Source organism: Kitasatospora sp. NPDC057965 (assembly GCF_042887135.1).
In the GTDB taxonomy this organism is placed as follows: domain Bacteria; phylum Actinomycetota; class Actinomycetes; order Streptomycetales; family Streptomycetaceae; genus Kitasatospora.
Map to the genome: position 1 here is coordinate 131,364 of NZ_JBHVPZ010000008.1, position 21,338 is coordinate 152,701.

A 21,338-nucleotide genomic window follows, 5' to 3' on the forward strand; every position below is an offset into this window, starting at 1 on the left:
CTACCGCCCGAGGTACTTCGGCTTCTCCTTGGCGATGAAGGCGCGCACCGCGATCCGGTGGTCCTCGCTCTCGCCGGCCAGCGTCTGCAGCTCGTCCTCCTTGTCGAGCAGCTCGCTCAGCGAGTGCGCGGCGCCGTACGCCAGCGACTCCTTGATCGCGCCGTACGCCACCGTCGGGCCCTCGGCCAGCTCCTTGGCGAACACCCGGGCGGTGGCGGCCAGTTCGGCGGCCGGTACGACCTTGGTGGCCAGGCCCAGCTCCATCGCCTCGGCCGCCTTCACGGTGCGCGGCAGCATCAGCAGCTCGGTCGCCCTGGCGTGCCCGACCAGCCGCGGCAGCGTCCAGGACGCACCGGAGTCGGCGGTCAGTGCGATCCCGGCGAACGCCGTGTTGAAACCGGCGGTGTCCGCGAGGATCCGGAAGTCGCAGGCGAAGGCCAGCGAGGCGCCCGCGCCGGCCGCCACCCCGCCGACCGCCGCCACCGTCGGCTTGCGCATCCCGGCCAGCGCCCGCAGCAGCGGGTTGTAGTGCTCGGCGACGGTCCTCAGCGCGCCCTCGCCGGTCTCCTCGGCCCGCTTCAGCAGGCCCAGGTGCTCCTTGAGGTCCTGCCCGACGCAGAACGCCCGGTCGCCCGCGCCGGTCAGCAGCACCGCCCGCACCGCCGGGTCCTCGGCGGCGGCGGTCACGGTGTCGCGCAGCGCCACCTTGGTCGCCACGTCCAGCGCGTTCATCGCCTCGGGGCGGTTGAGGGTGATGACGGCCAGGCCGCCGTCCAGCTCGTACAGCACGGAATCGGACATGGGTGAGGGCTCCCCTGCTCGTGATCGGCTCTGATCGTCGCTGCCAGGATGCCGGAGTCCCCGGGCGCCTGGGGAGTGTGAGGTATCGCACCTTTCGGCGCCCCGCGGACCGGCGCCGCGCCGGGGCTTATGCCGGAAAATGTGCGGGATTGCGGTGGTCCGGACGTGGTTGCGCCGAGAGTGATGTTGGTCATCAGGCCGTGGCATGCGGGATAATGGCTTCCGATCAATGCGTTCGATACCGGCGGTGGACGGACTGCCGGTGCGTAGCTGAGCGGTTGCAGGAAGGGGAACGAGCATGGCGGCCATGAAGCCGCGGACGGGTGACGGCCCGCTCGAAGTCACCAAAGAGGGGCGGGGCATCATCATGCGCGTTCCGCTCGAAGGCGGCGGACGCCTCGTGGTGGAGCTCACGCCTGACGAGGCCGACGCCCTCGGCGAGGCCCTGAAGAAGGCCTGCGGCTGACCGCAGCAGGTGCTCGCCATCTCCTGGAGATGTGCTGCCGGGCCCGGGTACGACCATCGTGTCGGCCCGGGCCCCGTACTTTTCCGGACGCCGCCGGAAAGCCCTTCCGGCGCTTCCGGCCCTTCCGGCCCTTCCGGCGCTCCTAGCGCTTCACGGCGCAGAGCAGCCCGTCCGAGACCGGCAGCAGCGCGGGCAGCAGCGCGTCGCTCTCCCGGACGGCCTGGACCAGGTCCCGCACCGACTGGGTCTGCGGGTCCTGAAACTCCGGCTCGGCCAGCCGGCCCTCCTGGAACACGCCCTCGAAGCAGACCATCCCGCCCGGCCGCAGCAGCCGCAGCGACTCGGACAGGTACTCCCGGGACTCCGCCGGGTCCCCGTCGCAGAACACCAGGTCGTACTGGCCGTCCGCGAGCCGGGGCAGCACCTCCAGGGCCCGGCCCGGTATGAACCGCGAGCGGTTGGCCGCGAACCCGGCCGCCTGGTAGGCCTCCTTCGCCAGCTGCTGGCGCACCGGCTCGGAGTCGACGGTGGTGAGCACCCCGTCCGGCCGCATCCCGCGCAGCAGGTACACCCCGGAGACGCCCGTCCCGGTGCCGATCTCGGCCACCGCCTTGGCGTCCAACGCCGCGGCCAGCAGGCGCAGGCAGGCCCCGCCGCTCGGCCCGATCGCCCGTATCCCGGTCCGCGCGGACTGTGCCCGGGCGTAGGTCAGCACCGCGTCCTCGCCGACGTAGGTGTCGGCGAGGGCCGCGCGCGCGGGCCCGAACTCGCTGATGGCTGCCTCTTTCGGAGCCCCGGGTGACGGCCCGGCGCGGAGCGGATGTCGATATTTCCTGCCACAGATTACTGGCCGGACGGGAACCGCGTACGGCGGCGGGCCGTTGGTCGAGCAGGGACCGGGGGAACGTGACCTCCCGGACACCCTCCGGACCGGGTCATCCGGGTCGGCCGGTCCCGGACGCTTCTTATCCGGGCTTGACGGGCGAGGTGGATATGGTGGTGGCCCTGCTGGGCAGAAGAGCCGACCGAGGAGGTGTGGCCGAGGGCGACGTCCCTGTGCGGCGGCACTCCCGCGGCACCGCGTCGACCCGTACGCCGAAGCCCGTGATGAACCAGCCTGCGCACTCCACCCTGGACCAGCCGGCCCCCGCGCACCAGGCGCCGGCCGCCGGTACCGCCGAGGCTCCCGCCCTCGCGACCTTCGCCGAGGGACCCGACGCGCAGACCTGGACTCCCCCCACGTGGGAGGAGATCGTCGAGGCCCACAGCGCCCGCGTCTACCGCCTCGCCTACCGCCTGACGGGCAACCAGCACGACGCCGAGGACCTCACCCAGGAGGTCTTCGTGCGGGTGTTCCGCTCGCTGTCGACCTACACCCCCGGCACGTTCGAGGGCTGGCTGCACCGGATCACCACCAACCTGTTCCTGGACATGGTCCGCCGCCGCCAGCGCATCCGCTTCGACGCGCTCGGCGAGGACGCGGCCGAGCGCCTCGCCTCCCGCGAGCCGAGCCCGGCCCAGCACTTCAGCGACACCCACTTCGACGCCGACGTCCAGCACGCGCTGGACACCCTGGCGCCCGAGTTCCGCGCCGCCGTCGTGCTCTGCGACATCGAGGGCCTCTCCTACGAGGAGATCGCGGCCACGCTCGGCGTCAAGCTCGGCACCGTCCGCAGCCGCATCCACCGCGGCCGCTCGCACCTGCGCGCCGCGCTCAAGCACCGTGCCCCCGGCTCGGCCCCCGGCCGTGAGCGCCGCGGCGGCAGTGCCGAGGAGCTGCCGGTGCCGGTCGGCGCCGCCGCCGGCGGGGCCGCGGTCGCACCGGGCGGGCGCGGACGGAGGCGATCGTGAGCGGAACCGGCCGATCGGGACCGGGCCACCCGGAGACGCCCGGCCGCACCACCACCCGCCGCGCGGGCTGGCCCGCCCTGGGCCGCCGGGGCCAGGACGGCACCGCGGCCGACCCCGCGCCGCAGCCGGCACCCCCGGGCGAGCCGGCGCTGCGCGCCGTGGCCGTACGGGCCGTCGAGCCCGCCGCCGAGGAGCACCACCTCGGGGACCGGCTGTCCGCCTTCGTCGACGGTGAACTCGGCCACGACTCGCGCGAGCGCGTCCAGGCCCACCTGGCGACCTGTCCGCAGTGCCTCGCCGAGGCCGACGAGGGCCGCAACGTCAAGCACCTGCTCACCCGCACCGGCACGCCCGGCCCGTCCGCCGGGCTGATGGCCCGGCTGCTGGCCGTCGGAGCGCTCCCGGAGGACGACTCCCAGCCGCGCGCCGAGTCGCCGCGCCGGGACGACGACGACCTGCCCGGCGGCGGTGTCCCGTCCGCCGGCACGCTCGGCGGCAGCCGGCTGGACGGCGGCTCGTTCGGCCGCGGTGCCGGCGCCTCCTTCGGCGCGGGCGCGCTCGGCGCCGATACGCCGGTACCCGGCGTCGACCCCCGGGCGTTCGGCCGGGGTTCGGTGCTGCGCCCGCTGATCGGGCGGCGCTCGGCCCGTCCGGTCGACCCGGTCCAGCCGCTGGCGGCCGCCGCGGCCGCGGCCGCCCCGGTGGCCCGGCAGGTCCCGGCCCGCGGGCGGCGCTTCGTCTTCGCCGCGGCCGGCGCCTTCTCGGTCGCCGCGGTGACGCTCGGCGGCGTCGGCAGCGTCGCCGGCCCGGGCGACGAGCAGCACGGCACCACGGTCAGCCCGGCGGGCGGCGGCCGGGGCGGGATGGTCCCGATGAACGCCCAGGTGCCGGCGGTGGACCTGCCGCTGCGCCCGGTGGCGGTCACCCGGGGCGCGGTCCCGCCGTACGACTTGCCGGAACGGTCGCCGAGTTCCGGCGTCGCCGGTCTGCACCACGAGAACAGATAGCCGCAGCACAGGCCCCTCGCGGCAGAGATCATCGGCGGGTCTTCACCACGGCTTCATCACACCGGGGGTCATGGACCCGTCGATGGCCATTACCCTGTGAGGAGCGTCCGTCCGATCCGATCGCGAGCTTAGGGAGCTTTGGTGTTCAGCGACGTGGGCACACTGGAGATCCTGACCCTGGCCATCATGGCCATCGTGATCTTCGGTCCGGACAAGCTGCCGAAGCTGATCCAGGACACCATGGGCTTCATCCGGAAGATCCGGTCCTTCGCGGACACCGCGAAGGAGGACATCCGCAGCGAGCTCGGTCCGGAGTTCAAGGACTTCGAGTTCGAGGACCTCAACCCGAAGACCTTCGTGCGCAAGCAGCTGATGGGTGGCGAGGAGGACCCGCTGGGCCTCAAGGAGATGCGGGACACCCTGGACATCCGCTCGGTGCTGGACGACAAGCCGGCCGCCGTGGTCAACGGCACCGGCCGCACGGGCAGCGTCTCCTTCGACAAGTCCGCCGCCCCGGCCCCCGCCTCCGCCGCCCCGGCCGGCGCCTCCGCCGCCCCGGCCGGCGCCTCCGCCGCCCCGCTCGCCCCCGGCGAGCGCCCCCCGTTCGACCCCGACGCGACGTAACTCGCCCGCTCGCCTCCGGGGCGCTTCGAGCCGGCGCCGACGCTCCTCGCTCCGGCACCCCCTCCTTCGTCAGTCGCTTGTCGCTCCTCCCTTTCGGCACCGGCGCGCCCCTTCGGCTAGGGGCGGTGGCCTGCGGCCCGTACCGAGGCGGGAGGAATCGGGGCGCCGACCCCGGGGTTGAGCGGGGCGGTGGCGTGTGCGCCGCTATTGTGCTGATTGTTCCCGCTGTGCCGTCTGTCACTTTCCGGCCCTTTCCGGGCCGAAGACGGTCGGCGGGGAGGCCGCGGTACGCCACGATGGGAGCGCGCCACGGCAGGCACACGTCGTTGAGGAGGCCCGGGGATGGACGCGACGAGTCAGGCGGCGGGGACGGCCACGGCCGGCGGACCCGTGGTCGGCGGACAGGCCGGCCCGGCGGACCCGCTGGTGCCGTACCTGTCCGCGGACTTCCCCTGGTACGGCCTGGACGAGGGCTGGACCGGCCGCCGCTTCCTGCTGCCGAGCGGCTTCGGCGGCCCGCGGGCGGGCGCCCACGGCACCGTCGACTACGGCAGCCTCGGCCACGGCGAGGAGCCGGCCCGCCAGTTCGAGCCGCGGGACGTGCGGAAGTTCGCCGTCGTCGTCACCGTCGCCCGCCGGGACAGCCGCCGCAGCGCCGACAACACCGGCACCCTGGAGGCGACCTCCGCCTCCTCCGCGGCCTGGCTGGCGAGCTCCGGCCTGCTGGCCGCCACCTGGCCGGGCCAGCTGGACCGCGCGCGGCGCCAGGACTGGCTGGACCAGCAGTCCACGCTCGCCTGGGACCTCGCCGACGACCTGGAGGGCCCCTGCTGGTCCACCCTCAGCCTCCCGGTGAACGGTCTGCCGCAGCCGTTCCGCTACCGCGAGTCCGAGTACGGCTGGGTGCTCGCGGGCGAGGCCCGCGGCGTCCTGCTCGGCGCCTACGGCCGCGGCGTCAGCGCCTACGGCGCCGGCTTCACCGCCGTCCCCGACCTGACCGCCTACACCCGCCCCTAGGCCCTGGCACGGCGCCGGACGTGCGCAGGGGCCCGCCGGACGATCCGGCGGGCCCCTGCGCGTGTCCGTTGGCGGCGCGTCAGAACTTGTTCAAGTCAGCCCAGATGGCCTCTGACTTGCTGCTATGAGGCCCTAGTCGGTCCCGTGGGCCGTCTCCGGGCCGTCGGCCGTCTCGGGGCCCTCTCCGAAGGCGGAGTCGACAGCCTCTTTGGTGCGCTTCTCGCTGCTCGGCATGAGGTGGGTGTAGGTCCGGAGCGTGAAGCCCGGGTCGTGGTGCCCCAGGTACTCGCTCAGGGCCTTGATGCTCTCCCCGGCGTCCAGCAGCACCGAGGCGTAGAAGTGCCGCAGCGCGTGCATCCCGTTCTCGCGGCCGGGCTGGGCGCCGGCCGTGGTGAGGGCCGGGTGCCAGACGTCCCGGTTGAAGCGGTTGCGGTTGAGGTGCCGCCCCTTGCCGTCGGTGAACAGCAGCTCCGCCGTGGTCGGCGGCCCGTCGGTGTCGCGCCACGGAAGCGTGACGGGGACCGGGGCGTGTGCGGCGAGGTGCGCACGGAGGGCCCGCGCGACCGAGGCGGGCAACGGCACCTTGCGGGTCTTGTTGCCCTTCGGCAGGGAGAACACCGGGCGGTTCCGGATCAGCCGGACCTGCCGGTTCACGTGCACCACGCCTTCGGTGAAGTCGACGTCGCCCACGGCCAGGCCGAAGATCTCCCCCTGCCGCAGACCGCAGCCGCCGGCCAGGTCGACCATCGGCCGGTAGTTCTCCGGGAACGTCGCGCGCACGGCCAGCACCCGTTCCCGGACCCACGGGACCAGGCGGCGCGGGGCCAGCTTCGGGGCCCGGACCGACGTCGACCGGCACGGGTTGTTCGGGATCAGCTGGTCTTCCACCGCCGCCGTGAGCATGGTCCCCAGGTTGGCGAACACGACCCGCTGAGAGGCGGGGGAGAGCCCCTGCCCGGCCAGCGTCACCAACCACTCGCGGATGTCCGACGGCCGGAGCGAGCTGAGCGGCCGGGCCCCCAGGTGCGGCACCACGTGCAGCCGAATCCGCTGCTCGGTGCTGACGAACGACTGCGGGTCCATGCTCAGCGACGCCAGCCACTTCTCCGCGTGCTGCTTCACGGTCACCCGCCCGGCGTTCGGGTCGAGGTACTGGCCGCGCGCCATGTCCGCCTCGATTTGGGCGAGCCACTGGTCCGCCCGCCGCTTCTGGCGGTCGGGGAAGCTCTTGCTCTTCTCGGTGCCGTCGGGGCCGATGTATCGGGCGCGGTAGCGCTTGCCGGTGCCGTAGCGGTCGGTGCGGACGCGCCGTGGCTTGCCGTCGGGGTCGGTCTCGGTCTTGTACCAGCGGTCTTGGATGTGTCCGGCCATATGGCCGCTCCTTGGGTGGTCGCAGGGGGAGGTAAGGGGGGTTCAAGATCAGGTGCCAGCGGGGGTGACAGAGGGGTGCCAGTCGGTGACTGTCACCCCTCGCGCGCACGCGTTACGTGGGGAAATCGGCCTTGGGTGACAGTCACTGACTGGCGCCTGTCACCTGACAGTCGGGTTAGGCGGCGGTCTGGTGGGTCTGGTCGGTGACCCATTGGGCGACGGCGTCGGGGTGGTAGCGGAGGTGCCGACCGACGCGGAAGGCGGGCGGGCCGGTGCGCTTGCGGCGCCACTGGTAGACGGTCTCCAGCGGGACGCCGAACATCGCGGCGATGTCTTCGGGGGTGAGGAAGCGGGCGGGTAGTGGCACGACAGTGGGCGGGGTGTCGGCCGGTTCGCGGCGGTTGGCCATGGGCCTCTCCTGTGGGTGAGGGCGGGGTGTCAGAGCGGTGCGGGGGTGGGGTGTCAGAAGCGTCAGGTGGGGGTGTCAGACGCGTCTGACACCCCTCGCGTGCACGCGTCACCTGGGGAAATGGGCCCTTTGGCGTCAGGGGTTTCCGACGCGTCTGACGCGTCAGGGCCGGGCCGGGCGGGTCAGGCGGCGGCGGGGGTGGTGCTGGGCGCGGTGTCTAGCGCTAGCGACTTGCGGGGGTGCCGGCGTGCGCTGGGGGCGGTTTTCGGGGTGTCACGGTGGGGTGGCGTTGGCTGCTAGGTGGCTGGTCGGGGGCCGGTTTGCTCGCTAGCGGTGTCGCTAGGTCTAGCGAGGGCGGAGGCTAGGTCTGGAGCCCGCCCCGGGGTCCGGCTGGGGCGGGGTGGGGAGGGTTCGGGGCTTCTCGGGGCGGGCGTGTTGTCCGAGGCACGGATTTCTGCGTCACCGCGTCACCTGCGACACCCGGGCCCCTGACCTGCGGTTTCGGGTGACGCAGTGGCCGGGGGCTGCGTCATCGCTGCGTCACCGCATGGCGCAGAGGACCGCGCGGCGCTCGCGAGTTGTCCTAGCTGCGGATTTCTGCGTCACTGCGACATCAGCGTCACCCGGTGTCTCTGACCTGGTGTTTTGGGGTGACGCAGCGACCTTTCGGGATGGATCCCTGCGTCACCGGGTGACGCGGGCTGCGTCGAGGGGGTGACGCGGTGACGCAGCGGTGACGCAGAGGATGCCGTCTGCGTCACCCGTGTTGTCCCTGGTCAGAGGCCATTTTTCGGCTCTGGGTGACGCGGTGACGCAGAGCTTCCCTTCTTAGGAAAAAAGGGGGGGCTGTTCTTGTAGTGGGCGTGGCCCTCAGGGCGTGATGAAGGAGCCGCTGCGCGGCACGACCTTTGGCGGCTTCGCCGAACAGCAAGAGGAGCACCCGGCACCGGGGGAGCCCGGTGCTCTTCTTGCTTGTCCGGCCCTGGGCGTCCCGCCTGGTTCCTGGGGGCCGGGGAGAGCTTCCGCCCCGAGGTGGGGTGTTGGCCCGGAGCGCCGGGCCTTCCTGGGCGGCTTGGCGGGCCTCACGGACCCGACCGGCCCCCGGACTGCCGCCGCCACCTGAGTGGCCGTCAGGTGGGCTGTGGTGCCGCTTCCCGGGCCCCTTGCCGCCGCCCGGGGGCGGGGCGTCGGGGTGTCCGGCGGGGCGAGGGTCGGCGTGCCGGGCGGCGGCGGGTCCTCGCCCACGGCGGCGTCGTCGGTCATCGGGCCTCCGGTCGGGGTGTCGCGCTCCGTGACGGCCCGGGGGTTCCTCGCGCGTACGCGTGTACGCGTACGTGGAACCCCCGGATGCACGGAGTCGGCGTGTGAATGTGAGCGCGGAGCGTTACCGCGTGCGGGCCGGGCCCCGAGGATCCGTGTCCAGTTTTCTGGACACGGCGGCCACTGACCGGGCGGGCGGAGGGGTCGGTCACCTGCGGGGCTTGGCCCAGGGGGAGCGCTCCCGGCTGCTGGAGGGAGCTGCGGCGGCGACGGCGGACAGGCCGGCGGGCAGTCCGGTGGCGGCCAGGTAGGCGCGGAAGGCGTCGCGGGGGATGCGGACCTGCCCCCGGCCGTTGCCGACCCGGTAGGAGTCCAGGCGCCCGCTGCGGGCCATGCGCCAGACGGTCTCCTGCGACAGCTTCAGGGCGTAGGCCACCTGGGGCACCGTGAGGTAGTTCGTCGGGTCCGGGAGCGGGGCCGGGTCGGTGGTCGGCTGCTGGATGTTCATGCGGGGTCTCCTCGATCGGTTGGTGTGGGTCGGGTGCGGGGTCGGGTCGAGTGCCTGCCGACGCTCACCGGCGTTCACGGCGTCGCGTTCACCGCTCACGGGCGGGTGGGTTTCGGGTCCGCCGGCCACGGCTTCAGCCACGCGGGCGGCCGTTTCGGCGGCGGGGCGAACGGGGCGGTGAACACCCGGCCGGACGGCGCTCACGACGCCGCGTTCACCGCTCACGGGCGGGCCCGGTTCCAGGTCCGCCCGTGCCCGTTTCAGCGGCGGCGGCCGGGCTTCAGGTCCGGGCGGCGACGTTTCGGGAGCGCGGGAGTCGGCGCTGTTGTGGCTGGTCACGGCCACTTCTCAGGGGTCGGGAGTCGGGCTGGAATGCGGGGCGTTCACCGGTGAGCGGCCGGGAGGTTCACCGGTGAACGGCCGGACGTTCGCCGCTCCGCAGGTGCCCCTGAAAGTCGGCGGGCCGGGGGTGAAACGGGCCCGCCGGCCAGCCGGGGCGAACCGGTCGCGAGCGCCCGTGAGCGATGGTGAGCGCCCGGGTGTTCACCGCCCCGCGCGTGCCCCTGAAGGTCGGCCGACTGCGGTTGAAACCGGGCCGGTCGGGCGGCGGGGCGTGTGGGGTGGTGAGCGCTCGTGAATGCCGGTGAGCGCTCACCACCGGCCGGGGGTGTTCACCCCACGGGCGCGGTCTGCGGGGCGGTGACGCCGAAGATGTGGGTGATGGTGGTTCCGAGGCTCACCGCGAAGTCGTGGAGGTTGGAGGCGCGGCGGCCGGTGTAGATGTCCATGGCCATCTCGGCGTAGCTGTTGGCCGTGTCCACGGTGGTCTGCGCCATGGCGAACCACAGGCACTCGATGACCGTGGACTCGTTGCCGGGCTCCAGGTCCTCCTGCATCAGCACCGCGTGCGGGGTGAACAGCAGGCGGCCGAGGATCTCCTCGAACGACAGGTGCAGGGTCATCTGGACCGCCACGCGCGGGGCGGTCTCGCCGTCGTCCGGGTCGCCGAACACGCTCACCTGGGAGCGGATGGGGCCGACGGTCAGGTGCTGGGTGGCGAGCGAAGCGTGCATGATGGAAGTCCCTTCACTGGGGCATGGAGCGGCGACTGACTTGGCGGTTAGGGCGCCGCTCCCTGCATTTCTGCTGGGTTCTCCTTGCGAGACCTAGAGTGCTCTAGGTTGCTCTAGCCTGTCAAGCGATCGACCTAGGTGTGTTAGTGTGCTTGGGGGGGTAGCCTGAAGACATGACTCTGGTTCAGGACGAGAGACCGCCATATGTGCAGGTGGCCGATACCCTCAGGGCCGAGATCGCTTCGGGGGAGCATCGGCCGGGGGCCAAGCTGCCCTCGGTGAAGAAGCTGGCGGAGCGGTTCGGCATTGCCGATATGACCGTGCAGTCCGGTTTGCGCGTGCTTCGGGAAGAGGGGCTCATCGTGTCCAGCCCGGGGCGCGGGACCTTCGTCCGTAGCGATGTGGACCTGTCGGCCGTTGCTGCCGGAGCGTCGCGAGCCGAGGATGACATCCACGCTCGGCTTGAACACCTCACCTCCCAGGTGGAGCAGTTGGTGGCTCGGGTCGAGGAGCTTGAGCGCCTCGGGGCCGGGCCATCCGTTCCTGACTAACCATCGGGTAGCTGTGAGTGTGTGACTAGTGACGCAAGCGGGGAGTCACTGGTGACAGGGCTGGTGTCACTGCCCTGTCACCCCCTGCTGTCCAGGGCTTTTGCAGTGCGAGACTCAGCACAGGCACCACCCCTTAGGGAGGGCACCATGAGCTTGGACAGGCCCCCGTGGGCGCGACGCATGACGGCGGAGCGGGAGGCGCGAGAGTGGTCGCAGACGGATGCGATCAAGGCGCTGCGGGCACACGCGCCTGAGGAACTGCCGGCCAACGCGAGCCTGCTTCGGCAGTGGAAGCGCTGGGAGTCGGGAGAGGTCATGCCGAGCGACTTCTACCAGCCGATCATCGCCGCCACCTTCGGCACGGTGACGCACGCGCTGTTCCCCATTAGCGGCCGGCGGGACGGCAACGCGGAGATTGCCCTGGCCAGCGGCATGGAGACGCTCGACATCGTCAGTCGACTGCAGGCGTCGGACGTGGACGGCGCCACCTTGGATGCGCTCCGAATCACGACCGATCGGCTCTGCTCGGAGTACGCCCAGCTCCCGCCGGACCAACTGGCGATCGAAGGCCGGCAGTGGCTCAAGCGGGTCGTGGCTCTCCAGTCGCAGCGGCTGACCCTGGCCCAGCATCGGGAGGTGCTGGCTCAGGCCGGATGGCTGGCACTGCTGGTGGGGTGCGTCGAGTACGACATGGGTGACCGCCGTGCGGCCGAGTCCACCCGTCGTGCGGCGCTATCCCTCGGGGCTGAAGCCGAGCACGCCGGAATTCAGGGTTGGGCGCACGAGATGCGGGCCTGGTTCGCGGTCACGGCAGGGGACTACCGCGGCGTGCTCGCAGCGTCGAACGCGGGCTCTGAGGTAGCTGCTCACCAGGGTGTAGCGGTGCAACTGGCCGCCCAGGAAGCGAAGGCGTGGGCGCGGTTGGGCGACCGCCGGCAGGCAGAGGTGGCGTTGGACCGTGGCCGGCGGCTGCTGGAAGGGCTGCCCTACCCCGACAACCTGGACAACCACTTCGTAGTGGATCCGGCGAAGTACGACTTCTACACCATGGACTGCTACCGGTTGCTCGGAGAGAACCGGCTCGCCCGGACTCTGGCCGAGGAGGTGATCCGGGCTAGCACCGACTACGACGGAACCGAGCGGTCGCCCATGCGGATCGCAGAGGCCCGGCTGACGCTCGGGGTGGTCGCGGCCCGGGAAGGCGACCTCGAAGGCGCGGTGAACTACGGCGAGTGGGCGCTTCGGGGAGAGCGCCAGTCGTTGCCGTCCATCCTCGCGGTCAGTCGCGAGCTGGCCTCGGTAGTCGGCAGGGACTACGCCGGAGTGCCGGAGACCCGCTCGTACTTGGACCACCTGAACACCCTGGCCAGGGTCGGCGCGTAAGGCCGGTCCGGGCCGTCTCCGGGGCTGTGTGGGAGTCTCAAGGTCGACCGACAATACAACTGTCGACGGCAACAGCTCAGATGGCGGAGGGGCTGCGGATCAACTCCGCAGCCCCTCCGCCTATGTAATCACAGCTACTGCAATCGACTCTGTTCTGCGCTGCGAGTGAGCTTTGGGTGCTGAAAGCTTGTGCCTAACTTCTAAGCAACTCGCGTATTACTTCAGGTGAAGTTGAAGGTTATTTACCCCGGAGCGATTCGCCAGGGCTGCGCCACCGTTCACGAGGGATCGCCACCTTTCGCCAGGGTGCGCCACGTGGTAGGACGCCAGCGCACGCCTCAGAGTAGGGGGTAGCAAGAAGCCCGCCCACGCCGCTGGGGTCTGGAAACCAAGCGCGGCGTAGACGGGCTAATGACGACGCCCAGAAAGGAATGTCATCACCTTGAGCATGATGCCCGCTCCAGAGGACCTGTCAACCCTTCAGTCCCTCGCTTGGCCCACGGCGGTGATCGTTATCGTCGTGGTTATTCGCATGCCTGCGCGTGCGATCCCCGCCGTTTGCCACGCGGCGATCGGCCTTCTCGGGAAGTTCTGGGGGTGGGGCGGCAGCCGCGCGTGAGGCGCACGCCGTAGGTCGCCAGAGCGGCTAGACCAGCGTCCCTGAGGCATGAGCGCTTCGGGCCGTCGGTGGGCCGTGCGAGGTCTACCGAGGTCGACCAACGTTGACAGGTGATGACGGCAAACGGGCTGGTCAGCGGGGTGGGCGGGTGCCCAGCCGCTGACCAGCCCGGTGCTTGATCAGAACTTGTTCTTGGGGGTGAGCCCGAGGGACAGGCCCGACAGGCCGCGCTGGCGGCCGCCGAGCTTGCCGGCGATGGCGCGCAGGGCGGCGCCGGCCGGGGAGTCGGGGGCGGCCAGGACGACCGGGCGGCCGTCGTCGCCGCCCTCGCGCAGCCGGACGTCGATCGGGATCGAGCCGAGCACCGGGACGGTGGCGCCGACGGTGCGGGTGAGCGCCTCCGCGACGGTCTGGCCGCCGCCGGTGCCGAAGACGTCGATCATCTCGTCGCAGTGCGGGCAGGGCATGCCGGACATGTTCTCGATCACGCCGACGATCTTCTGGTGGGTCTGCACCGCGATGGTGCCGGCCCGCTCGGCGACCTCGGCGGCGGCCATCTGCGGGGTGGTGACGATCAGGATCTCCGCGTTGGGGACCAGCTGGGCCACCGAGATGGCGATGTCGCCGGTGCCGGGCGGCAGGTCCAGCAGCAGGACGTCCAGGTCGCCCCAGTACACGTCGGCGAGGAACTGCTGCAGGGCGCGGTGCAGCATCGGGCCGCGCCAGACCACCGGGGTGTTGCCCGGGGTGAACATGCCGATCGAGATGACCTTCACGCCGTTCGCCTGCGGCGGCATGATCATGTCCTGGACCTGGGTGGGCAGGCCCTCGACGCCCAGCATGCGCGGCACGCTGTGGCCGTAGATGTCGGCGTCCACCACGGCGACCTTCAGGCCGTCGGCGGCCATCGCGGTGGCCAGGTTGACGGTCACCGAGGACTTGCCGACACCGCCCTTGCCGGAGGCGACCGCGTAGACGCGGGTCAGCGTGCCGGGCTTGGCGAACGGGATCTCCCGCTCGGGGGCGCCGCCGCGCAGCAGCTGGGAGAGTTCCTTGCGCTGCTCGTCGCTCATCACGTCGAGCTCGACCTCGACGCCGGTCACGCCGGGGACGCGACCGACGGCCTCACGGACCCGGGTGACGATGGTGTCGCGCATCGGGCAGCCCGAGACGGTCAGGTAGACCGCGACCCGCACGGCGCCGCCCTCGCCGATCTCGACCGATTTCACCATGCCGATCTCGGTGATCGGACGGTTGATCTCCGGGTCGTTGACGGTCGCCAGCGCCTGGCGCACGGACTCCTCCGTGGCGCCGGCCGCGACCTCTGTCTCGTTGGCCATGCCTTGATGGTACGGCGCCGCGCGGGGTGCATAACCGGTCGGTAGCGTGCTGCGGGTCACAGCACCCCGGAAGCCTCCCGGCGCTCGTCGATCTCCCTGAGCAGCGACTGGAGTTCGGAGCGGACGAAGTCCCGGGTGGCGACCTCGCCGAGGCCCTGGCGCAGCGCCGCGACCTCGCGGGTCAGGTACTCGGTGTCGGCGATGTTGCGGTCGCTGCGGGCCCGGTCCTGCTCCATGTTGACCCGGTCCCGGTTGTCCTGCCGGTTCTGCGCCAGCAGGATCAGCGGCGCCGCGTAGGAGGCCTGCAGGGAGAGCACCAGGGTCAGGAAGATGAAGGGGTAGTCGTCGAAGCGGGCGGCGTCGGGCAGCAGGGTGTTCCAGGCGACCCAGATGATGATCACCACGGTCATCCAGACGATGAACCGTCCGGTTCCCAGGAAGCGGGCGATCCGCTCGGAGAGCTTGCCGAAGGCCTCCGGGTCGTAGGCCGGCAGGGTGATCAGCCCTGGGCGGGCGGTGCGCGGCTGGTCGAGCCGGCTGCGGGCGACCGGGCTGCTGCCGGTGGCGGGCTCGGTGCGGCGGTCCCGGGCGCCGCCCTCGCGGGCCCGCAGTTCGCGCAGCTGGCGCAGCTCCCGCAGCTCGCCCTGGAGCCGCTGGCGCGGGGACTCGTCCCGCCGGCCCTTGCGGTCAGCGTCCACCGGTCACCTCCTTCTCGTCGCGGCCGTCGGCCGGCCCTTCGGCGGGGCTCGCGGCGGGTTCGCCGTGCAGCGAGGCCTCCCGCCAGTCCTCCGGCAGCAGGTGGTCGAGCACGTCGTCCACGGTGACCGCGCCGACCAGGTGGTCCGCGTCGTCGACGACCGGCGCGGCGACCATGTTGTACGTCGCCAGGTAGCTGGTGATCAGCGAGAGCGGGGTGTCCGGCGGCAGCGGGTCGAGGTCGTCGTCGACCAGCGAGCCGACCAGGGTGTACGGGGGCTCGCGCAGCAGCCGCTGGAAGTGCACGGTGCCCAGGTACTTGCCGGTCGGGGTCTCGTTCGGCGGGCGGCAGACGAAGACCTGCGCGGCCAGCGCCGGCTTGTGGTCGGAGACCCGCACCCGGGCCAGCGCCTCGGCCACGGTGGCGTCCGGCTCCAGCACGATCGGTTCGGTGGTCATCAGACCACCGGCGGTGTTCTCCTCGTAGGTCAGCAGCCGGCGCACCGGCTCGGCCTCGTCCGGCTCCATCAGCTGGAGCAGCCGTTCGGCCTCCTCGCCGGGCAGCTCGGAGAGCAGGTCGGCGGCGTCGTCCGGGTCCATCGCCTCCAGGATGTCGGCGGCCCGTTCGTCCTTCAGCTTGCCGATGATCTCGACCTGGTCGTCCTCGGGCAGCTCCTCCAGGACGTCGGCGAGCCGTTCGTCGTCGAGCGCGGCGGCGACCTCGGCGCGGCGCTTGGCGGACAGGTGGTGCATGACGTTGGCGAGGTCGGCGGCGCGCAGCTGGTCGAAGGTGGCGAGCAGGTTGGCGGCGCCCTGGTTCTCCTCGGGCAGCGCGAAGCCGGTGACGTCCTGCCAGTCCAGGGTGAGCGTCTCGCCGCGCGCCTTGCGCAGCCGGCCGACCCGGCCGACCTGGACGAAGACCTTGCCGATCTCCCACTCGCGCAGCCGGGTCTGGGTCATCGCGACGTCCAGGACGGTGACGTCCTGGCCGGTCTTGGTCCAGGTGACGGTGCGGTCCAGCAGCTCGGCGAGGACGAGCGTCTCGGCGGGGCGCTGCTCGAAGCGCCGCATGTTGATCACACCGGTGGTGATCACCTGGCCGGACTCCAGGCTGGTCACCCTGGTCATCGGCAGGAAGATCCGGCGCCGGCCGACCACCTCCACCAGCAGGCCGAGCACCCGGGGCGGGCGTCCGCCGATCCGCAGGGCGACCACGACGTCCCGGACCCGGCCGACCTGGTCGCCGTTGGGGTCGAAGACCGCGATGCCGGAGAGGTGCGAGATGAAGACCCGGTTGCCTGGCCCTGCCATGGACTCCTGGACTCCCCTCGCTTCGCTCGACGCCTGGTCGGGCGCGCGGGCACGCCCCGCGGCCAAGCGTACTCGGGCATCTCCGCCCGGGCTCGGCGAAAGCCGGGCGAATCGGTCGGCGGGGGAGGGGGCGAGGGGGAGGGACGAGGGGGACGGGCGAGGCGGAGGGCGGGACGGGTGGCGGGGCGTCAGCCCTTGCGGCGGCCCAGCAGCAGCTTCGGCAGGCCGGCCGGGATCGGACGGCGGGTGGTGGCCGGGGTGGGCAGCGGGGCCGCGACGTGCGAGTCCTCCGGCATCGCGCCGGGCCGTTCGGCGAGTTCGGCGCCCGCCGTGCCGGCCGGCTCCAGCCGCAGCACCCGGCACTCGCGGGCCCAGCGGTCGGCGATGGCGTCGGTGTCCGGCGCGTTCAGCCGCTTGCCCTTCAGCTCCTCGACGGCGCCCAGCCAGGCCTCGCCGCCCGGGGTCAGCTCGACCACCCGCGCCGGCCAGCCGGTCAGCCGGCCGCCCTTGTCCTTGCTGCGGACGGTCACCGTCGCGCCCGCGCCGCCGACCAGCCCGTGCAGCGGCTGCTCGGCGCCGTCGCCGACCACCACCACCGCGCCGTCGTGCCAGGCGTGCCAGAGCGCCCGCGCGTGCTCCTGGCCGTCCGCCCGGACCCAGAGCAGGCCGGACTTCTTCGCGGCCTCCTCCAGCAGGGCCCGGTCGAGGAAGTCGTCGGCGGTCGCGGCTGCGGCAGGCGTACGGTCCATGGCGCACAGCGTACGGCCTGTGCGGTGCGGCGATCGTCCACGGTTCGGGCGACAGTTCCGTGGACGGCACACGGGCCTTACCGTAGGAGCCGCCCAGCCCGCCCAGCTCAGCTCGCCCGCCCAGCCCAGCCCCGCCGAACCGAGGAGCGCCGTGCCCGCCACCCGGTCCGAGATCGCCGCCCCCGTCGCGGTCCCCGCACCCGCACCCGCCGCAGCCGCCGGCCCGATACGCCCGCTCCCCAGGACGGACCTGCTGCTGCTCGCCGTCTCCGTCACCGGCATCTCGCTCTCCGCCCCGCTGATCAGCGCCACCGCCGCGCCCGCCCTGGCCATCGCCTTCTGGCGCAACCTCATGTCGGTCGGCGTGCTCGGCCCCTACGCCGTGCTGCGCCACCGCGCCGAACTGCGCGCCGTCCCCCGCCGGGCGCTGCTGCTGGCCATGGCGGCCGGCGTGCTGCTCGCCGTCCACTTCGCGCTCTGGATGCCCAGCCTGCGGATGACCTCGGTGGCCTCCGCGACCGCCCTGGTCACCACCACCCCGCTGTGGACCATCGTGCTGATGCGGCTGCTCGGGGTGCGGGCGCCCCGGATGGTCTGGCTCGGCACGGCGGTGGCCTTCGCCGGCGTCCTGGTGCTCACCGGCGTGGACCTCTCGCTCTCACCGCGCGCCCTGGCCGGCGACGCCCTCGCGCTCGGCGCGGGCCTCGCCGCGGCCGGCTACCTGCTGCTCGGCGCCGAGGTCCGGCGCACCGTCAGCACCACCGCGTACACGCTCGTCTGCTACGCCACCACGGCGGTCGTGCTGCTGGCGGTCTGCCTGGCGGCCGGGACGCCGCTGTCCGGCTGGCCCGCCGGGGCCTGGTGGCAGATCGTGCTGCTGATGGTCACCGCCCAGCTGCTCGGCCACTCGCTCAGCAACCGGGTGGTGCGCACCCTCGGCCCCTCGGTCACCTCGACCGCGATCCTGCTGGAGACCCCGGGCGCCGCGCTGATCGCCGCGCTCTGGCTCGGCCAGTGGCCCCCGGCCGCCGCCTACCCGGCGGTGCTGCTGATCCTGGCCGGCCTGGTCCTGGTGGCCCGCGCCGACCGGCGCTAGCGGGCCCCGGGGCCCGTCTTCGAACCCCCGCCTGCCGGGCGACGCCTGGGCACTAGAGCCAGCCGTTGCGGCGGAAGCCCCGGTACATCCCGACGCAGATCAGCACCACGCTGCCGAGCACCATCGGATAGCCGTACTTGTACTGGAGCTCGGGCATGTACTCGAAGTTCATCCCGTACACACCGGTGATCATGGTCGGCACGGCGAAGATCGCCGCCCACGCGGTGATCTTGCGCATGTCCTCGTTCTGCGCCACCGACACCTGCGCAAGGTTGGCCTGGAGCAGCGAGTTCAGCAGCTCGTCGAAGCCGTGCACCTGCTCGGTGACCCGGGCCAGGTGGTCGGCGACGTCGCGGAAGTACTTCTGGATCTCCGGGTCGACCAGCCGCTGCAGCGGCTCCGACAGCTGCTGCATCGGCCGCAGCAGCGGCGCCACCGCCCGCTTGAACTCCAGGACCTCGCGCTTGAGCTGGTACACCCGCCCGACGTCGGCACCCCGGCCGCCGCGGTTGGAGAACACCTCGAACTCGATCTCGTCCACGTCGGTCTGCAACTGGTCCGCGACCAGCAGGTAGTTGTCCACCACGTGGTCGGCGATCGCGTGCAGCACCGCCGACGGGCCCTTGCTGAGCAGCCCGGCGCCGTCGGCGTCGGTCTCCAGCCGGTGCCGCAGCTCCTGCAGCGAGCCGTGCCCGCCGTGCCGCACGGTGATCACGAAGTCCCGCCCGGCGAACACCATCAGCTCGCCGGTCTCGACCACCTCGCTGGTCGGGGTGAGCTGGTCGTGGTCGACGTACCGGATCGTCCGGAAGACGGCGAACAGCACGTCGTCGTAGCGCTCGACCTTCGGCCGCTGGTGCGCGTGCACCGCGTCCTCGACCGCCAGCGGGTGCAGTCCGAACCGCTGCGCGATGCCCGCGAACTCCGCCTCGGTCGGCTCGTGCAGCCCGATCCAGCTGAACGAGCCATCCCCGTCGGGCAGTTGCTTCGAGGCCTTGACCAGCCGGGCCGCCTCGCGCGGGCTGCAGGTCTCGCCGTGGCGCTTCCCGTGCTGGTAGACCGCGCAGTCGACGACCGCCGACGGCGTCTGGCCCGGGTGGATGGAGTCGAACAGGGCCGCGGCGGAACGGCGGCGGTTGGTGCGGACGGCTGCGCGCAGGCTGCTGATCATCGACATGGCAGGCTCCCTTGGGCAGGGACCGACGCACGGTGACGCGGCAACGGGTGGCCGCGGTGCGACGGCGGAGGAACACCGATGGACTCCGGCGCCTGCGGCCGTCCCTGAGTGCCTTGCCGGGGCACGGGGAACGGAACGACCGGACGTCGGTGGGGTGCTCTCCCGGCCGGACCGGAGTTCCGCCGCGCGTCGGCACGGGGAGGCTGGGGTCCGCGGTGCTGGGGGGAGGCCCGGCGGCTGCCGAGGCTCTCAGGCCCGCTGTTTCAGCCCGCGTTCCGAGGGGTACGGGGAAGGCGATCGGGCCGGGTAGAGCTGCCGGTACTGCATGGTCGGCTGGTATCCACCGCAACCACCTCCTTCGCGCCGCTGCCCCGAGGACGGAATCCCCGGTAGCCAGTCGCTCACACTAACATCCGATCCGCCTTTACCGCGCCCGCGTTCACGTAAAGGCCGTGCCAACACCCCGCGGTCCGCGGGTTACGCTCACCGGCATGGCCCACGACTTCCCGCTCTTCGGCGACCCCTCCGGCGGCAGCCCGCACGGCCCCTCCCGCACCGCGGTGCTGGCCGCCGTCGAGGCCCGGCTGCTCACCGTCTTCGGCGAGCCGAACGGCCGTGCCGCCGTCACCTTCCTCGGTGCCGACCGCATCGAGGTGCTGCGCTTCGGCCCGGACGCCGAGGGCCTGGTGCGCTACGCGACGCTCGGGATGTCCGCCGCGCCGATGGCCGACCCGACCGCGACGGTCGTCGACCAGGTCCGCGGCCCGCGCGCCGAGCTGGTCCTGACGATCCGCGGCGGACGCGACGGCGTGCTCCGCGCGCTCGCCACCTTCGCCGCGACGCCCCAGGTGGAGGGCCTGGTGGTGGCCCCCGGCGGCTCGCTGGACCTCGGCGCCCCGCTCTGGGACGGCGCGCCGTTCACCTCCGTCCTGGCGGCCGAACCCGGCGGCCTGGTGGAGGACCTGGAGCTGGACGGGCCGGCCGACCCGGTGCGCTTCCTGCCGGTGCTGCCGATGACGCCCAACGAGGCGGGCTGGAAGCGGGTGCACGGCGCGGCGGCGCTGCAGGAGCGCTGGCTCCAGCACGGCACCGACCTGCGCGACCCGGAACGCCGGGGCGTGCGGCTGGACTGACCCGGCGTCACGGCGCCGCGAGGGCCGGGGCGCTCAGCCGCCGATCGGCTTGGCGCCGGTCGCCTGCTCCACGATCGCCTCGTAGGCGGCCGGGTCGGTGGTGAACTCGCCGAGGCGGACGGTCTTGCGGCTGCCGTGGTAGTCACTGGACCCGGTGACCAAAAGCCCCAACTCGGCTGCCAGGCCGCGCAGATGATCCCGGGTCGGCTCGTCGTGGTCGATGTGGTCGACCTCCAGCGCGGCCAGCCCGGCCGCCGCGAGGTCGGCGATGACCTCGTCGGAGACGGTCCGCCCGCGCTTGACCGCTCCCGGGTGGGCGAAGACCGGCACCCCGCCGGCCGCCCGGACCAGCCGGACCGCCGTCACCGGGTCGGTCTCGTGCTTGCGGACGTCCGCCCGGCCGCCGTTGGCCAGCCAGTCCGCGGTGAACGCGTCCGACACCGTGGCCACCACGCCCGCCTCCACCAGCGCGCTGGCGATGTGCGGACGGCCCACCGACCCTTCCCCGGCGATCCGTTGCACCTGCTCCCAGCTGATGTCCGCGCCCAGCGTCCGGCACTGCTCGACGATCGCCCGCCCGCGCCGGAACCGGTCGGTGCGCACCAGCTCGCGCTCCGCCGCGAAGCCGGGCTCGGCCGGGTCGAAGAGGTAGGCGAGCAGGTGCATCGAGATGCCGTCCACCACGCAGGACAGCTCCGCGCCGGGCACCAGCGTCAGCCGGGTGCCGGTGGGCAGCGCGTGCACCGCGTCGGCCGCCTCGGTATGGCCCGCCACGGTGTCGTGATCGGTGAGCGCCACCACGTCCAGCCCGGCCCCGACGGCCGCCGCGACCAGCTCGGCCGGGCTGTCCGTGCCGTCGGAGGCGTTGCTGTGGGCGTGGAGGTCGATGCGCACGG

General features: G+C 72.6%; 21 protein-coding genes. 9 read left to right on the plus strand and 12 right to left on the minus strand.

The genetic code is table 11. The annotated features are described in order from the left end of the window. Entirely contained in the window at nt 1–801 is an 801-nt protein-coding gene (locus ACFVVU_RS12835) for an enoyl-CoA hydratase-related protein (RefSeq protein ID WP_380686365.1), read from the minus strand. 298 nt (nt 802–1,099) lie between these two features. Here ACFVVU_RS12835 and ACFVVU_RS12840 point away from each other — a divergent pair, with 298 nt between their 5' ends. Continuing rightward, nucleotides 1,100–1,267 (plus strand): DUF3117 domain-containing protein, encoded by a 168-nt coding sequence (locus tag ACFVVU_RS12840; protein ID WP_014137929.1) that lies wholly within the window; start codon nt 1,100–1,102, stop codon nt 1,265–1,267. Between the two features lie 142 nt (nt 1,268–1,409). On the opposite strand, the gene ACFVVU_RS12845 is transcribed toward ACFVVU_RS12840, so the two are convergent. After that, nucleotides 1,410–2,042 (minus strand): O-methyltransferase, encoded by a 633-nt coding sequence (locus ACFVVU_RS12845; protein WP_380686369.1) that lies wholly within the window; start codon nt 2,040–2,042, stop codon nt 1,410–1,412. 332 nt (nt 2,043–2,374) lie between these two features. On the opposite strand from ACFVVU_RS12845, the gene sigE reads away from it, so the two are divergent. From sigE to ACFVVU_RS12865, 4 genes are all read left to right on the plus strand, one after another. Continuing rightward, nucleotides 2,375–3,118 carry an RNA polymerase sigma factor SigE gene (sigE, locus tag ACFVVU_RS12850; RefSeq protein WP_380686370.1) on the plus strand — a complete coding sequence of 248 codons (744 nt, stop codon included), beginning with the start codon at nt 2,375–2,377 and terminating at the stop codon, nt 3,116–3,118. Further along, the gene (locus ACFVVU_RS12855) at nt 3,115–4,125 is read left to right on the plus strand and encodes a zf-HC2 domain-containing protein (protein ID WP_387789709.1); all 1,011 of its coding nucleotides are present in this window, start codon (nt 3,115–3,117) and stop codon (nt 4,123–4,125) included. The genes sigE and ACFVVU_RS12855 overlap by 4 nt, the downstream gene beginning before the upstream one ends. A gap of 141 nt (nt 4,126–4,266) precedes the next feature. Beyond that, the gene (locus ACFVVU_RS12860; RefSeq protein WP_387789711.1) at nt 4,267–4,749 is read left to right on the plus strand and encodes a sec-independent translocase; all 483 of its coding nucleotides are present in this window, start codon (nt 4,267–4,269) and stop codon (nt 4,747–4,749) included. Between the two features lie 342 nt (nt 4,750–5,091). After that, entirely contained in the window at nt 5,092–5,766 is a 675-nt protein-coding gene (locus tag ACFVVU_RS12865; RefSeq protein WP_380690146.1) for a hypothetical protein, read from the plus strand. 132 nt (nt 5,767–5,898) lie between these two features. On the opposite strand, the gene ACFVVU_RS12870 is transcribed toward ACFVVU_RS12865, so the two are convergent. The 4 genes from ACFVVU_RS12870 to ACFVVU_RS12885 form a co-directional block, all read right to left on the minus strand. Continuing rightward, nucleotides 5,899–7,137: a tyrosine-type recombinase/integrase gene (locus tag ACFVVU_RS12870; protein ID WP_387789713.1), complete on the minus strand. Its 1,239-nt coding sequence runs from the start codon at nt 7,135–7,137 to the stop codon at nt 5,899–5,901. A 175-nt stretch (nt 7,138–7,312) separates the two neighbouring features. After that, the gene (locus ACFVVU_RS12875; protein ID WP_387789715.1) at nt 7,313–7,546 is read right to left on the minus strand and encodes a helix-turn-helix domain-containing protein; all 234 of its coding nucleotides are present in this window, start codon (nt 7,544–7,546) and stop codon (nt 7,313–7,315) included. Nucleotides 7,547–9,014: 1,468 nt separating this feature from the next. Beyond that, nucleotides 9,015–9,314 carry a helix-turn-helix domain-containing protein gene (locus tag ACFVVU_RS12880; RefSeq protein WP_387789717.1) on the minus strand — a complete coding sequence of 100 codons (300 nt, stop codon included), beginning with the start codon at nt 9,312–9,314 and terminating at the stop codon, nt 9,015–9,017. A gap of 671 nt (nt 9,315–9,985) precedes the next feature. Next, the gene (locus tag ACFVVU_RS12885; RefSeq protein ID WP_387789719.1) at nt 9,986–10,387 is read right to left on the minus strand and encodes a hypothetical protein; all 402 of its coding nucleotides are present in this window, start codon (nt 10,385–10,387) and stop codon (nt 9,986–9,988) included. A gap of 173 nt (nt 10,388–10,560) precedes the next feature. On the opposite strand from ACFVVU_RS12885, the gene ACFVVU_RS12890 reads away from it, so the two are divergent. Further along, nucleotides 10,561–10,938: a GntR family transcriptional regulator gene (locus tag ACFVVU_RS12890; RefSeq protein WP_387789721.1), complete on the plus strand. Its 378-nt coding sequence runs from the start codon at nt 10,561–10,563 to the stop codon at nt 10,936–10,938. 147 nt (nt 10,939–11,085) lie between these two features. Then, the gene (locus ACFVVU_RS12895) at nt 11,086–12,321 is read left to right on the plus strand and encodes an XRE family transcriptional regulator (protein ID WP_387789723.1); all 1,236 of its coding nucleotides are present in this window, start codon (nt 11,086–11,088) and stop codon (nt 12,319–12,321) included. Nucleotides 12,322–13,119: 798 nt separating this feature from the next. Here the strand turns inward: ACFVVU_RS12895 and ACFVVU_RS12900 are convergent. From ACFVVU_RS12900 to ACFVVU_RS12915, 4 genes are all read right to left on the minus strand, one after another. Continuing rightward, entirely contained in the window at nt 13,120–14,280 is a 1,161-nt protein-coding gene (locus tag ACFVVU_RS12900; RefSeq protein ID WP_380680515.1) for an Mrp/NBP35 family ATP-binding protein, read from the minus strand. 56 nt (nt 14,281–14,336) lie between these two features. Next, entirely contained in the window at nt 14,337–14,891 is a 555-nt protein-coding gene (locus tag ACFVVU_RS12905) for a DUF1003 domain-containing protein (protein WP_380680596.1), read from the minus strand. A 76-nt stretch (nt 14,892–14,967) separates the two neighbouring features. Continuing rightward, on the minus strand, nt 14,968–16,287 hold the full coding sequence (locus ACFVVU_RS12910) for a magnesium transporter MgtE N-terminal domain-containing protein (RefSeq protein ID WP_387789725.1): 1,320 nt from the start codon (nt 16,285–16,287) through the stop codon (nt 14,968–14,970). A 188-nt stretch (nt 16,288–16,475) separates the two neighbouring features. Further along, a complete protein-coding gene (locus ACFVVU_RS12915; protein ID WP_387789727.1) occupies nt 16,476–17,036 on the minus strand; it encodes a hypothetical protein in 561 nt (186 codons plus the stop codon). A 151-nt stretch (nt 17,037–17,187) separates the two neighbouring features. Between ACFVVU_RS12915 and ACFVVU_RS12920 the strand changes: the two genes are divergently transcribed. After that, nucleotides 17,188–18,132, plus strand: a complete 945-nt coding sequence (locus tag ACFVVU_RS12920) for a DMT family transporter (protein ID WP_387789729.1) — start codon at nt 17,188–17,190, stop codon at nt 18,130–18,132. A gap of 52 nt (nt 18,133–18,184) precedes the next feature. Here the strand turns inward: ACFVVU_RS12920 and corA are convergent, their stop codons facing one another. Further along, complete coding sequence (gene corA / locus ACFVVU_RS12925) at nt 18,185–19,309, minus strand: magnesium/cobalt transporter CorA (protein ID WP_387789731.1); 1,125 nt, start codon at nt 19,307–19,309, stop codon at nt 18,185–18,187. A 491-nt stretch (nt 19,310–19,800) separates the two neighbouring features. Between corA and ACFVVU_RS12930 the strand changes: the two genes are divergently transcribed. Continuing rightward, nucleotides 19,801–20,442: a suppressor of fused domain protein gene (locus tag ACFVVU_RS12930; RefSeq protein ID WP_380680530.1), complete on the plus strand. Its 642-nt coding sequence runs from the start codon at nt 19,801–19,803 to the stop codon at nt 20,440–20,442. A gap of 33 nt (nt 20,443–20,475) precedes the next feature. On the opposite strand, the gene ACFVVU_RS12935 is transcribed toward ACFVVU_RS12930, so the two are convergent. Then, complete coding sequence (locus ACFVVU_RS12935; protein ID WP_387789734.1) at nt 20,476–21,336, minus strand: PHP domain-containing protein; 861 nt, start codon at nt 21,334–21,336, stop codon at nt 20,476–20,478. Nucleotides 21,337–21,338 lie beyond the last annotated feature (2 nt).